The sequence below is a fragment of the Pseudomonas sp. SA195 genome (assembly GCF_054131565.1).
In genome coordinates, this window is record NZ_CP096392.1 from 4,391,968 (window position 1) to 4,405,875 (window position 13,908).

The following is a 13,908-nucleotide window of genomic DNA, read 5'->3' on the forward strand; positions in this document are numbered from 1 at the left end:
GTTCAGCGCAGGCGCTCGCCGAGAAAGCCGAAATACCGCTTACGCAGGCCTTCCACTTCGTTCGCCAGGTGATGACGTGCTTCGGGTAGGCGCAGGATCTCCGGCGCCGCGAACTTGCTCTGGAGCACCGGCAGGTTGTGCTGCCAGTCCACCGTCATGTCTGCCTCGCCTTGAACGATGAGCGGGCTGTGGTCGCTCGGCGGAGCCCCTTCGATACGCGGGATCCACCGCGCCAGCGCACCGACCCAGGCGGTCGGCAGGATGTCCGGCTGCAGCGGGTCATGGGTGCGGATGAAGGCGAGGAAATCCGGATCATTGGAGTTATCGCTGAAGCGCCGCGGAATCTGGGTGGCGAAACGGCGCACCACCTCGTAGGTCACGCGCGACCAGCGCCAGGCGCAAGGCCGTACCAAGGGTGCGAGCAGGATGCCGCGCCCAAGCTCGGGGCCTACAGGCTGATGCAACAGATGATCGACAACGATAGCCGCACCGGTGCTCTGCCCAAGAAGGTGCCACGGGCGCGGTAGGTCGAGCTTCTGCGCCTCGCCGAGCAGCGCCTGAAGTACCGCCTGGTATTCATCGAACTCGTTGATGCTGGCCCGCGGTCCGCTGGACAGACCATGCCCAGGCAAGTCGCAGGCCACGACCACGAAGCCCATCTGCAAGCCCCAGTCCACCACGTGCCGGTAAAGGCCCGTGTGATCGTAGTAACCATGAAAGATCAGCAGCGTCGCCACCGGCTGCTCGGGATACCAGGCTTGCGCAACGATTTCGTAATCATGAACGGCCAGGCGCCCAAGGTGCCGCCTGATGTTGCTGCGATGCGGCAGGTCCAGGCCGTAGTAGGCCTGGTAATGCACGCCATCGGGCGTCGGCTCGGTGAGCGTATCGAACGCGGCGAGGCGGGTGCGTAGCTGGTCGGGATCGATGGCAGGTGACATAAGGGCATCTATTTCGGACAGGGGCCGATATTCAGCTCTATGCCCAGTCATGGCAAGCTGGCGCCCCCAACGAGAGACCGCCATGTCGAAGAAATGCACATTCGTTATCGCCAGCCTGATTGCCCTCGTCTGGGGCGGCGCCATGCTCGCGGCGTTCCGCTGGTTCGAGTCCCGGTACTTGCGCACTTTCGAAGGCGAGCGCGCGGAGCTTTTTTCCGGCGACGCACTGGTACTGCCCGCGGCGCTACAGGGGCTAGGGCCGGTGCGCTTCGTGCACTTCTGGGACCCGGCGTGCCCCTGCAATGTCGGCAACCAGCGGCACCTCGAAGAGTTGCTGTCACGCTATGGGGGCAAAGACGTGAAGTTCTACGTCGTGCAGAAGCCTGGCAGTCAGGGCCGCCTGCCGTCGCAGCTCTCCGCGCTCGAGCCGCTGGCGGCCTTCTCCGGCGCGGACGCCCTGCCCGCCAGCCCAGCGGTCGGCATTTGGGATACGGAAGGGAAACTGGCCTATCTAGGGCCCTACAGCGAGGGCGCGGTGTGCAGCTCGGACAACAGCTTCGTGGAGCCCATCATCGAAGCCATCCTCGCCGGACGCAGCGTACGCGCCAGCCATTCGCTGGCGGTCGCCTGCTTCTGTGCCTGGCAGGAGGCCGCCAGGCAGTAACACTCAGCTGTGCGCAGCGGGCGGCGTGCGTACGGTGTCATCCAGCGGCTGCATGCCCTGCCCGGTGGTTTCGTCCATCGCCTGGCGCATTGCCCGAACGCGACGCTTCTCGGCGCGCCGGCCGAGGTACCAGGCGATGAAGGTCGCCAGCGACACGACCAGCAGGATCAGGCTGGCTACGGCATTGATCTCCGGCTTCACGCCCAGCCGCACGGCGGAGAAAATCTCCATCGGCAGGGTGGTCGAGCCGGGGCCGGAGACAAAGCTCGCCAGGACCAGATCATCCAACGAGAGCGCAAACGACAGCATGCCGCCGGCGGCCAGCGAAGGTGCGATCATCGGCATGGTGATCAGAAAGAACACCTTCCACGGCCTGGCGCCCAGGTCCATCGCAGCTTCTTCGATCGACTGGTCGAGTTCGCGCAGGCGCGCCATCACGATCACCGCGACATAGGCCGAGCAGAACGTCGTGTGCGCGATCCAGATGGTGACAATGCCGCGCTGGGCCGGCCAGCCGACCAGTTGCGCCATGGCCACGAAGAGCAACAGCAGTGAAAGACCGGTGATCACTTCAGGCATGACCAGCGGCGCGGTCACCAGCCCACCGAACAGGGTGCGCCCCCGGAAGACCGGGATACGGGTCAGCACGAAAGCCGCCATGGTGCCCAGCGCCACCGCGGCGACGGCGGTGTAGGCGGCGATTTCCAGCGAACGCATCACGGCGCCCATGAGCTGGTTGTTGTCCAGCAAGCCGACGTACCACTTGACCGACCAGCCGCCCCAGACCGTCACCAGCCGCGAGGCGTTGAACGAGTAGATGACCAACAGCACCATCGGCAGGTAGATGAACAGCAACCCGAGCACCAGCATCAGGTTGGAGAAGCTGTAGCGCTTCATAGCTTGCCCTCCAGTTCCTTGCTCTGGTTGCGGTTGAACAAGATGATCGGCACCAACAGGATCGCCAGCATCACCACCGCCAAGGCGGACGCCACCGGCCAGTCACGGTTATTGAAAAACTCTTGCCAGAGCACTTTGCCGATCATCAACGTCTCCGGCCCACCGAGCAGCTCGGGGATGACGAACTCCCCCACCACCGGAATGAACACCAGCATGCAACCGGCGATGATCCCGTTCTTCGACAGCGGCACGGTGATCTTCCAGAACGCGCTGAGGTTGCTCGCGCCCAGGTCGGACGCAGCCTCCAGGAGGCTGAAGTCATGCTTCACGAGGTTGGCGTACAGCGGCAGGATCATGAAAGGCAGGTAGGAATACACCACACCGATATAAACCGCGACATCGGTATTGAGGATCTGCAACGGCGCGTCGATCAGCCCCAACCCCTGTAGCAGGCCGTTGAGAATGCCGTTGCTGCTGAGGATGCCCATCCAGGCGTAGACGCGGATCAGGATGGCGGTCCAGGTCGGCATCATCACCAGCAACAGCAGGACGGTCTGCACGTCCTTGCGTGCGCGCGCAATGGCATAAGCCATCGGGTAGCCGATCAACAGGCACAACAGGGTGCTGAAGAAGGCGATCCGCAGCGATCCGGCGTACGCGGCCCAGTAGAGATCGTCCTCGCTGAGGAAAATGTAATTGCCCAGATTGATCAGCACCTGCAGCTGCTGGTCGGCGTAGGCAAAAATATCCGTATAGGGCGGGATCGCCACATCGGCTTCGGAAAAGCTGATCTTCAGCACGATGGCGAACGGCAGCAGGAAGAACAGCGTCAGCCACAGGAAGGGCACGCCAATGACCAGGCGGCGGCCGGCGTTCAGCGGTGAGCGCCTCATGCCTGCAGCACCACGCCGCTGTCGTCCCACCAATAGACGAATACCTCCTCTTCCCAGGTCGGCAGTTTCACGTGACGTTCGGCGTTGGCCATGAACGCCTGGAGCATGCCGCCAGACGGCATCTTGATGTAGTACACCGAATGGCCGCCCAGGTAGGCGATGTCATGGACGACGCCCTTGGCCCAGTTGTATCCGGGCCGCTCGAGTTCCGGTAACTCGGTTCCGATCAGCAGCTTTTCCGGCCGGATCGCGTAGGTGATGTGCTTATCCTGTGCCCGGGTGCTGATGCCATGGCCTACATAGATCGGGTTTTCAAGGCCGGGCGAAGCGATGACGGCATGGTCGCCCATGTCCTCGATCAGTTCGCCCTCGAACAGATTCACGTTGCCGATGAACTCGCACACCAGCCGGCTCGCCGGGGTCTCGTAGATGTCCATGGGGCTGCCGACCTGGGCGATCCAGCCGAGATGCATGATGGCGATGCGTTCGGCCATCGTCATGGCCTCTTCCTGGTCATGGGTAACCATCACGCAGGTCACGCCGACGCGTTCGATGATCTGTACCAGCTCAAGCTGCATCTGCGAGCGCAGCTTCTTGTCCAACGCGCCCATGGGCTCGTCGAGCAAGAGCAGCTTGGGCCGCTTGGCCAGCGAGCGAGCCAGCGCTACCCGCTGACGCTGCCCGCCCGAAAGCTGGTGCGGTTTGCGCTTGGCGTACTGAGTCATCTGCACAAGGCTGAGCATTTCATTCACCCGCGCCTGGACCTCGTCCTTCGGCAGGCCGTCCTGCTTGAGCCCAAAGGCGATGTTCTGCTCCACCGTCATATGCGGGAACAACGCATAGGACTGGAACATCATGTTGATCGGCCGCTCGTAGGGCGGCATATCGGTGATGTCCTGGCCATCAAGAAAGATGCGCCCCTCGGTGGGTCGCTCGAAGCCGGCCAGCATGCGCAGCAACGTGGACTTGCCCGAGCCGGAACCGCCCAATAGCGCGAATATTTCGCCTTGGTGAATGCTCAGCGAGACATCATCGACCGCCACCGTTTCGTCGAACTTCTTGGTGACGCGATCGATCTTCAGCAGCACCTGCTTGCTTTGGCTCTCACCAGTGAGGGCCTTTTTGTAGGCGCTGGAGGCTACGGCCATGCGCGAACTCCCGAATGAAAAATAGAAACCGGCACGGCCGGAGGAATCGTCTGTGTGCAGGCGCCGCGGATGGCCGAAGCCAGGCCCGTGGCGCCCGGTATTGTCATTGGCCGGACTTGACCTTGGTCCAGCTGCGCGTCATCAGGCGCATCACCTTCGGTGGCAGCTCCGCCGACACATAGAGGCGGTCAAGCACCGCTTGCGGCGGATACACAGCCGGGTCGTTGCGTACTTCCTGGTCCATCACCGTGTCCGCCTTCACATTGGGGTTGGCATAGCCGACGTAGTCACTTACGGAGGCGATCACCTCAGGCTTGAGGAGGTAGTTGATGAAGGTATGCGCTTCGTCGACGTTCTGCGCGTCGGCCGGGATGGCCAGCATGTCGAACCAGAGGTTGCCGCCCTCTTTGGGAATCGAATAAGCGATGTCGATGCCTTTACCCGCTTCGTCGGCGCGTGCGGCGGCTTGGAAGACGTCGCCCGAGAACCCGGCGGCGATGCAGATATTGCCGTTGGCGAGATCGGAAACGTACTTGGACGAGTGGAAATAGCGTACGTAGGGGCGAATTTCCAACAGTTTGGCTTCTGCTTTGGCGTAGTCCTCGGGATTCTCGCTATTGGGATCGAGCCCCAGATAGTTGAGCATGGCAGGGATCATCTCGTCGGCCGAATCGAGCAGCGCGATCCCGCAGCCGGCAAGCTTCTTAGCGTTCTCCGGCTCGAAGATAACGGCCCAGGAATCGACCTTCTCAATGCCCAGCGCACTGGTCACCTGTTCGACGTTGTAGCCGATCCCGTTGGTCCCCCACAGATAGGGTGCTGCATAGGCGTTACCCGGGTCGTTCTTCTCCAGCTGCTTGAGCAGGGCCGGATCGAGGTTTTCCCAGTTCGGCAATTTGCTCTTATCAAGCTTCTGGAAGGCACCAGCCTTGATCTGCTTGCCGAGGAAATGATTGGACGGCACCACCACGTCGTAGCCGGTACGGCCGGCGAGGAGTTTGCCTTCCAGGGTCTCGTTGGAATCGAAGACATCGTAGACCGGCTTGATGCCCGTCTCCTTTTCGAACTCTTCCAGCGTCGTTTCGCCGATGTAGTCCGACCAGTTGTAGATATGTACGGAGGCAGCCTGGGCCGATACGGCCCCGCTAACGGCAATGGCGGCGATGAGCGACTTCAGTGTCGTGCGCATGGAATAGTCCTCTTTGTAGCAGCTGCCGGACGCTCAGCGGGGCGAAAGGCGGGCTGTTTATTTGAAAAACCTCGAAAAATCAACAGGCGGAACGCAACTGGCGATGCGTTCGAGCCGGCGAAGTACTGCGCGTGGCGCTCATCAGCCAGTACAGCGAGCGTCAAGCCTTACATCCTCAGGTCCCACAATGCCGGCGTGGAGACGCCAGCTAACCCTTTCGGCCAGACCTACGAGCCTGGCCGAAAGGGCCACTCATCAACGACCGGACTTGATCTTCGTCCAGCTGCGAGTCATGGCACGCTGGGTCTTGGGTTCCAGGTCAGGGAAGGTGTACAGCTTCTTCAACACATCCTGGCTCGGGTAGACGCCCGGGTCGGTACGGATCGCTTCGTCAACCAGCGGCGTGGCTTTGGCGTTGCCGTTGGGGAACTGCACGTAGTTGGTGATCGAAGCCATGACCTCAGGCTTCATCAGGTAGTTGAGGAAGACATGGGCGTTGTCGACGTTCTTCGCATCTGCCGGCACGGCCAGCATGTCGAAGAAGGTGCCGGCGCCTTCTTTCGGAATGTTGTAGCTGACCTTGATGTTGCCACCGGCTTCTTCGGCGCGTGCCTTGGCCTGGTAAATGTCACCTGAATAGCCAATCGCAACGCAGATGTTGCCGTTGGCCAGGTCGGAGATGTACTTCGAGGAGTGAAAATAGGCGACGTTCGGGCGGATCTGCATGAACAGTTCCTCGGCCTTCTTCAGCTCGTCGCTCTTGCCACTGTCCGGCGCGTAGCCTAGGTAATGCAGCGCGGCTGGCAGGATCTCGGTCGGCGAGTCGAGGAAGGAAACGCCGCAGGACTTCAGCTTCTCCATGTTCTCGGGCTTGAATACCAGGTCCCAGGAGTCGACCGGCGCGTTCTCGCCGAGCACGGCCTTGACCTTCTCGGCGTTGTAGCCGATGCCGATGGTGCCCCACATGTAAGGGACGGCGTACTGGTTGGCGGGGTCGCTCGGCTCGAGCGCCTTGAGCAGGTCCTGGTCCAGGTTTTCCCAGTTCGGCAGCTTGGACTTGTCCAGCTTCTGGAACACGCCAGCCTTGATCTGCTTGGCCAGGAAGGGGTTGGACGGCACCACCACGTCATAACCGGAGCTGCCAGCCAGCAGCTTGGCTTCGAGCACCTCGTTGCTGTCGAACACGTCGTAGACGACCTTGATGCCGGTTTCCTTCGTAAAGTTTTCCAGCGTGTCTTCGGCGATGTAGTCGGACCAGTTGAAAACGTGCAGTACCTTGTCTTCGGCCTGTGCAGCGCCGGCGGCCGCGCCAGCCAGCGTCAATGCGAGAAGGGTCTTGGCAAAGGGTTTCATCCGTGCAGCTCCTGTTGTCATCGTTTATATCGGGGCTAGGGACAGGTCACGCAGGGCCCGGCTCGCTCGCCAACCCCCATTGCGCCTGGGTTGCTAGTGTGGCTGTGCCGGCATCGACACACCCCTCGGTAGGTCAGGCCAGAACACGCGCGCAGTCTGGCAAGGTCGGCAGCGATTTTTCAACAGGCCGGACACGCTTTGCGCCGCTTTGACGGGTGCCGCCAACGCCAGACCTTTCGGCCAGGCTGGCAGCGCCCTGCCGCTCATCCGCGTACGTCCTTCGCGGTGGCGTCCAGGCACAGCCGAACCTTATCGATCAGCTCGTCGATCTGCGCCTCGTTAATCACAAGCGGCGGCGAGATGATCATGGTGTCCCCCACCGCGCGCATCACCAGGCCGTTGCGGAAGCAATGCTCACGGCAGAGCATGCCGACGCCCGAATCGGCGAAGCGCTCGCGGGTTTTCTTGTTCTTGACCAGCTCCAGCGCACCGAGCATGCCGACGCCACGCGCCTCGCCCACCAGCCGGTGCTCGACCAGCTCACGCCAGCGAGACTGCAAATAGGGTGCCGTCTGGCTCTTCACCCGCTCGACAATTTTCTCCTCGCGCATGATGCGGATGTTTTCCAGCGCCACCGCGGCGGCGACCGGGTGCCCTGAATAGGTAAAGCCGTGGTAGAACTCGCCGCCTTCATTGAGTGTGTGCACCACTTCGTCGCGCACCACCACGCCCCCCATCGGCAGGTAGCCGGACGTCAAGCCCTTCGCGATCGGCATCAGATCCGGCGCATTACCGTAGTAGTCGCTGCCGAACCACTCGCCGGTGCGACCGAATCCACAAATGACCTCGTCGGCGACGAAGAGGATGTCGTAGCGCGCCAGGATCTCGCGGATCTTCGGCCAGTAGCTGTCCGGAGGAATGATGACGCCACCCGCGCCCTGGATCGGCTCCGCGATAAAGGCTGCCACCTTGTCCTCGCCGACCTCGCGAATCTTCTGCTCCAGCTGCTCGGCGACGCGCACGCCGAATTCGTCCGGGTCCATGTCGCCGCCTTCACCGAACCAGTAGGGCTGGTCGATGTGCTCGATCCCCGGGATCGGCCCGTCGCCCTGCTCGTGCATGGCCTTCATACCGCCGAGGCTGGCACCCGCCACCGTCGAGCCGTGGTAGCCGTTCCAGCGGCCAATCACCACTTTCTTCTGCGGCTGGCCCTTGATTGCCCAGTAATGGCGCACCATGCGCAGCACGGTGTCGTTCGCCTCGGAACCGGAACCGGTGAAGAACACATGGTTCATGCCTTCGGGCGCGATTTCGGCGATGGCCTTGGCCAGTGCGAGCGCCGGGGGGTGGGCCGTCTGGAAGAACAGGTTGTAGTAGGGCAACTCGCGCATCTGGCGGGTTGCCGCCTCGACCAGCTCCTCTCGCCCATAGCCCAGGTTGACGCACCAGAGCCCGGCCATCGCATCGAGGATCCGGTGGCCTTCGCTGTCCCACAAGTAGACGCCCTCGCCTCGGGTGATGATCCGGGTGCCTTTGGCGTTCAGCGCCTTGTAGTCGGTGAACGGCGGCAGGTGATGGTCACGGCTCAGGGCTTGCCACTGCAGGGTTTGCGATTCGCTCATCAATCACCTCTTGGTTGTCATGCTTGAGCAGATGCTTGAAACGCACCCACCCAGGATTTGCTGTCCGTCCAGCCGTTAGCCTTCTCGCCTCGCGTTTACACAGACAGCATGAGGAACTCGCGCTCCCAGGAACTGATCACGCGGTTGTAGTTCTCCTGCTCGGCGCGCTTGACCGCGATGTAGCCCGTGATGAATTTCGGGCTGAGGTACTTGCGCAGTTCACGGCAGTTCTCCATTCGCTCCAGGGCGGTTTCCAGGGTCAACGGCAGGCGCAGGTTGCGCCGCTCGTAGCCACGGCCACGTACCTGCGGGCTGGGATTGAGCTCCTCGACCATGCCGATGTAGCCGCACAGCAGGCTCGCAGCGATGGCCAGATACGGGTTGGCATCGGCGCCGGCCAGGCGATTCTCGACGCGGCGGTTCTGCGGGTCCGAATCCGGCACACGAAGCCCGACGGTGCGGTTTTCCTCGCCCCACTCTACGTTCACCGGTGCCGAGGTATCGGGCAGGAAGCGGCGGAAGGAGTTCACGTTCGGCGCGAACATCGGCAACAGCTCCGGGATGTATTTCTGCAGGCCGCCGACGTGATGCAGGAATAGCTGGCTCATCGAGCCGTCCGGATTGGAGAAAATGTTTCGCCCGGTTTCCATGTCCACCACGCTCTGGTGCAAGTGCATCGCACTGCCCGGCTCGCCGGTCATGGGCTTGGCCATGAACGTGGCCGCCACGTTGTGCTTCAACGCCGCCTCGCGCATGGTGCGCTTGAATACGAGGATCTGATCGGCCAGGTGCAGCGCCTCGCCGTGACGGAAGTTGATCTCCATCTGCGCGGTGCCTTCCTCGTGGATCAGCGTATCCAGGTCCAGCCCCTGCGCCTCGCACCAGTCGTACATATCCTCGAACAACGGATCGAACTCGTTGGCCGCGTCGATGGAAAATGATTGCCGGCCCGTTTCCTGCCGACCCGACCGGCCAATGGGCGGCTGGAACGGCAGGTCCGGGTCCTCGCAACGCTTGGTCAGGTAGAACTCCATTTCCGGCGCAACGATCGGCTGCCAGCCTTTGTCGGCATACATTTTCAGCACGCGCTTGAGGATATTGCGCGGCGAGATCTCGATGGGGTTGCCCATCTTGTCGTAGGTGTCGTGGATGACTTGAGCGGTGGGTTCGATGGCCCAGGGCACCAGGAAGACGGCATCGGCATCGGGGCGGCAGAACATGTCGATGTCCGCCGGGTCGAGCAATTCGTAATAGATGTCGTCCTCGACGTAGTCGCCCGTTACCGTCTGCAGCAGGACGCTCTCAGGCAGGCGCATGCCCTTCTCGTCGAGAAACTTGTTCGTCGGGGAAATCTTGCCGCGGGCGATGCCGGTCAGGTCACTGATCAGGCATTCCACCTCGGTAATCTTGCGTTCTTTCAGCCAGCCGGTGAGCTGGTCGAGTTTGCTGGACATATCGACCTCGAAATTGATGAAGCGAGCGCCGTGCCGGCTGCGCTCAGCGCCGTCCTGCGCGTTCCCGGCAAGCGCGGGCAAAACCCTCGAACAACGCCAGGTAGTGTGGGTGCTCATGCACCTTCCATTCTGGATGCCACTGTACGCCGAGGGCGAAGCTGCGTGCGCCCTCGACAGAAAACGCTTCGATCAACTTGTCCGGGGCCAGTGCCTCGATGCGCAGCCCCTGGCCTAGCCGCTCGACGCCCTGACCATGCACCGAATTGACCTGGATCTGCGCCGGCAAGCCGAGCTGCTCAAGCAGGCCGCCTGGCTGAACGTGCAGCGGATGGCTGAGCCCGTACTGGACCTCGACCGGATCGTCGGCGCGCTCGCGGTGATCGGCGTAGGGGCCGACCTCGTGCACCTTCTGGTGCAGGCTGCCGCCGAACGCCACGTTCATTTCCTGATACCCCCGGCAGACCCCGAACACCGGCACGCCCGCGTCTACCGCCGCGCGAATAAGCGGCAGGGTGAGGCGGTCGCGGGAGGGGTCGTGTGGCGTACCTTCGGCGCTGGCCGGGCCGCCGTAGTGGTGGGGTTCGACATTGGATGGCGAGCCGGTGAAGAGCAGACCGTCTACGCTATCGAGTAGGGCCTCTGGGTCGATCAGTTCGCCGAGTGCCGGAATCACCAGTGGCATGCCGGCAATAGCCGCCGCACGCAGGTACTTGTCACCGGCGATATGAAAATTGTGGTGGCCGATCTGCCTGGTACAGGCCGAAACGCCGATCAATGGCACGCGAGGCATGTGATACTCGTCTTTTCGGATGGGGCTCGTCGGAGAGTAGTCTTGTTCATTTTTATAGACAATAGCCAAGCATTGGCACTTCGGAAAGCTGTCGCCGCTTCGCATCGGCCACGCACCAATTGCCCCAAAAACGCCCATTGTGGGCCTTCACAGGGCATTTCCGAGGCCTATTGACAGCGACAGGGCTTTTCGATTGACTCCGAGACGAGCCATTTGATGATTGAAATTTTTAACAATTAAGGTGCTTCATCATGCTTCCCCCGCCGCGTGCCGTTCAGCTCAACGAAGCGAACGCGTTTCTCAAGGAACACCCGGAGGTCCAGTACGTCGACCTGCTGATCGCAGACATGAATGGCGTCGTCCGAGGCAAGCGCATCGAGCGCGCCAGCCTGCACAAGGTTTATGAGAAAGGCATCAACCTCCCCGCCTCGCTGTTCGCCCTAGACATCAATGGCATCACCGTCGAGAGCACCGGGCTGGGCATGGACATCGGCGACTCCGACCGGACCTGCTTCCCCATCCCCAACACCCTGAGCAACGAGCCCTGGCAGAAGCGCCCTACCGCGCAGCTGTTGATGACCATGCACGAGCGTGACGGTTCGCCCTTCTTCGCCGACCCGCGCGAGGTGCTGCGCCAGGTGGTCAGCAAGTTCGACGCCCTGGGCCTGACGATCTGCGCCGCCTTCGAGCTCGAGTTCTACTTGATCGACCAGGAGAACGTGAACGGCCGGCCGCAACCACCGCGCTCGCCGATCTCGGGCAAACGCCCGCACTCGACTCAGGTCTACCTGATCGATGACCTCGACGAGTATGTCGACTGCCTGCAGGACATCCTCGAGGGTGCCAAGGAACAGGGCATACCCGCCGATGCCATCGTCAAGGAAAGCGCGCCAGCGCAATTCGAAGTGAACCTGCATCACGTCGCCGATCCGATCAAGGCGTGCGACTACGCCGTCCTGCTCAAGCGCCTGATCAAGAACATCGCCTACGACCACGAGATGGACAGTACCTTCATGGCCAAGCCCTACCCGGGCCAGGCCGGTAACGGGCTGCACGTGCATATCTCGCTTCTCGACAAGAGCGGCAACAACATCTTCGCGACCGACACCCCGCTCGAAAGCGCCAAGTTGCGCCACGCCATCGGTGGTATCCAGCAGACCATGGCGGCTTCGATGGCCTTCCTCTGCCCCAACGTCAACTCCTACCGGCGCTTCGGCGCGCAGTTCTATGTACCGAACGCGCCCTGCTGGGGCCTGGACAATCGCACCGTCGCGCTGCGCGTACCCACCGACAGCCCCGACGCGGTGCGCATCGAGCATCGCGTCGCCGGCGCGGACGCCAACCCCTACCTGCTGCTGGCCGGTGTGCTGGCTGGCATCCATCACGGCCTCACCAACGAGATCGAGCCCGACCAGCCCATCGAGGGCAACTCATACGAACAGGTTGAACAAAGCCTGCCAACCAACCTGCGCGATGCCCTACGCGAGCTCGACGACAGTGAGATCATGGCCCGCTACATCAATCCGGACTACATCGATATCTTCGTCGCCTGCAAGGAAAGCGAACTGGCGGAGTTCGAACACTCGATCTCCGACCTCGAATACAACTGGTACCTGCACACCGTCTGACTGCCCCGCCCGGCGGATTGCACCGCAGGGCGGCTTGGCGTCCAATAGCGCCCGATACGCCTGCCTCCCTTCACACGCGGCACCCTCCGCCTGGCTACGGCCGGGCGGGTGACGTTTCGGGCGGCTGGCCTCGCCACAGCGCCGTCCCAACCGCCTTGTCATCACAGGATCCGCCATGACCACCCTGACCTCCACGCCCCGCCAAGACGGCTATTTCATGCCCGCCGAATGGGCGCCGCACAGCCAGACCTGGATGGTCTGGCCGCAGCGCCCGGACAACTGGCGCGACAACGGCGCGCCGGCCCAGGCCGCCTTTGCCGCGGTGGCCAAGGCCATCGCCCGTTTCGAGCCGGTCACCGTGTGTGCGATGCCCGCACAATTCCTTGCCGCCCGTGATGCGCTGGACCATGCAAGCATCCGAGTGATTGAAATGAGCACCGACGACGCCTGGGTCCGTGACACCGGGCCGACGTTTATCTGCGACGGCAAGGGCGGGCTGCGTGGCGTGGACTGGACGTTCAACGCCTGGGGCGGCCATGACGGCGGGCTGTATGCCGACTGGGCGCGTGACGACGAGGTGGCCCAGAAGATTCTCGAAATCGAGCGTTGCGACCGCTACCGCACGGAAGGCTTCGTGCTCGAAGGCGGCTCCATTCATGTCGATGGCGAAGGTACGCTGATTACCACCGAGGAATGCCTGCTCAACAAGAACCGCAACCCGCACCTGTCGCGTGAAGCCATCGAGGCGGTGCTGCGTGATCACCTGTCGATCGAAACCGTCATCTGGTTGCCACACGGCCTGTTCAACGACGAGACCGACGGCCACGTCGACAACTTCTGCTGCTTCGTACGCCCCGGCGAAGTCCTGCTAGCCTGGACGGACGACCCGGCCGACCCCAACTTCGAGCGTTGCCAGGCCGCCATGGCCGTGTTGGAGAAGGCTCGTGACGCCCAGGGCCGCGCGATCACCGTGCACAAGATGCCCATCCCCGGCCCGTTGCACGCCACCGAAGCGGAGTGCGCCGGAGTTGTCGCGCTGGACGGCAGCCAGCCACGTGACCCCTCGATCCGCCTGGCCGGCAGTTACGTGAACTTCCTGATCGTCAATGGCGGCATCATCGCCCCGGCCTTTGGCGACCCCTTGGACGCCGAGGCCGAACGCATCCTCGCTGAGGTCTTCCCGGCGCATCAGGTAGTCATGGTGCCCGGCCGGGAGATCCTGCTCGGCGGCGGCAATATCCATTGCATCACTCAGCAGCAACCGGCGCCGCTGAACCGCTCAATGAGGTAGCCGGATGCCTCCGGGCAAGCCGGGTTGTACTGGGGAGG

Annotated in this window: 12 protein-coding genes; 3 read left to right on the forward strand and 9 right to left on the reverse strand. The window is 62.5% G+C overall.

The features are described 5' to 3' along the window. Positions 1 to 2: 2 nt before the first annotated feature. A complete protein-coding gene (gene bipL, locus M1D78_RS20455; RefSeq protein ID WP_437421779.1) occupies positions 3 to 941 on the reverse strand; it encodes a phospholipase BipL in 939 nt (312 codons plus the stop codon). Positions 942 to 1,023: 82 nt separating this feature from the next. Here bipL and M1D78_RS20460 point away from each other — a divergent pair, with 82 nt between their 5' ends. Further along, entirely contained in the window at positions 1,024 to 1,605 is a 582-nt protein-coding gene (locus M1D78_RS20460) for a DUF6436 domain-containing protein (protein ID WP_437421780.1), read from the forward strand. 3 nt (positions 1,606 to 1,608) lie between these two features. Here M1D78_RS20460 and M1D78_RS20465 read toward each other — a convergent pair whose 3' ends face one another. The 8 genes from M1D78_RS20465 to M1D78_RS20500 all read right to left on the reverse strand — a co-directional run bounded on the left by M1D78_RS20465 (position 1,609) and on the right by M1D78_RS20500 (position 10,951). Continuing rightward, the gene (locus M1D78_RS20465) at positions 1,609 to 2,502 is read right to left on the reverse strand and encodes an ABC transporter permease subunit (RefSeq protein ID WP_437421781.1); all 894 of its coding nucleotides are present in this window, start codon (positions 2,500 to 2,502) and stop codon (positions 1,609 to 1,611) included. After that, the gene (locus tag M1D78_RS20470) at positions 2,499 to 3,395 is read right to left on the reverse strand and encodes an ABC transporter permease subunit (protein ID WP_437421782.1); all 897 of its coding nucleotides are present in this window, start codon (positions 3,393 to 3,395) and stop codon (positions 2,499 to 2,501) included. The genes M1D78_RS20465 and M1D78_RS20470 overlap by 4 nt, the downstream gene beginning before the upstream one ends. Beyond that, entirely contained in the window at positions 3,392 to 4,543 is a 1,152-nt protein-coding gene (potA, locus tag M1D78_RS20475) for a polyamine ABC transporter ATP-binding protein (protein WP_437421783.1), read from the reverse strand. Before potA ends, M1D78_RS20470 begins: the two co-directional genes overlap by 4 nt. A gap of 103 nt (positions 4,544 to 4,646) precedes the next feature. Further along, positions 4,647 to 5,732, reverse strand: coding sequence for a polyamine ABC transporter substrate-binding protein (locus M1D78_RS20480; RefSeq protein ID WP_437421784.1), 1,086 nt, complete (start codon positions 5,730 to 5,732; stop codon positions 4,647 to 4,649). Positions 5,733 to 5,987: 255 nt separating this feature from the next. After that, positions 5,988 to 7,085: a polyamine ABC transporter substrate-binding protein gene (locus M1D78_RS20485; RefSeq protein WP_437421785.1), complete on the reverse strand. Its 1,098-nt coding sequence runs from the start codon at positions 7,083 to 7,085 to the stop codon at positions 5,988 to 5,990. Between the two features lie 263 nt (positions 7,086 to 7,348). Then, positions 7,349 to 8,707, reverse strand: coding sequence for an aspartate aminotransferase family protein (locus M1D78_RS20490; RefSeq protein WP_437421786.1), 1,359 nt, complete (start codon positions 8,705 to 8,707; stop codon positions 7,349 to 7,351). A 95-nt stretch (positions 8,708 to 8,802) separates the two neighbouring features. After that, positions 8,803 to 10,161: a glutamine synthetase family protein gene (locus M1D78_RS20495; RefSeq protein WP_437421985.1), complete on the reverse strand. Its 1,359-nt coding sequence runs from the start codon at positions 10,159 to 10,161 to the stop codon at positions 8,803 to 8,805. A gap of 43 nt (positions 10,162 to 10,204) precedes the next feature. After that, a complete protein-coding gene (locus tag M1D78_RS20500; protein WP_437421787.1) occupies positions 10,205 to 10,951 on the reverse strand; it encodes a gamma-glutamyl-gamma-aminobutyrate hydrolase family protein in 747 nt (248 codons plus the stop codon). 251 nt (positions 10,952 to 11,202) lie between these two features. Here M1D78_RS20500 and M1D78_RS20505 point away from each other — a divergent pair, with 251 nt between their 5' ends. Further along, positions 11,203 to 12,579 carry a glutamine synthetase family protein gene (locus M1D78_RS20505; RefSeq protein ID WP_437421788.1) on the forward strand — a complete coding sequence of 459 codons (1,377 nt, stop codon included), beginning with the start codon at positions 11,203 to 11,205 and terminating at the stop codon, positions 12,577 to 12,579. Between the two features lie 175 nt (positions 12,580 to 12,754). Beyond that, the gene (gene aguA, locus M1D78_RS20510; protein WP_437421789.1) at positions 12,755 to 13,870 is read left to right on the forward strand and encodes an agmatine deiminase; all 1,116 of its coding nucleotides are present in this window, start codon (positions 12,755 to 12,757) and stop codon (positions 13,868 to 13,870) included. The last annotated feature ends 38 nt before the right edge of the window (positions 13,871 to 13,908 follow it).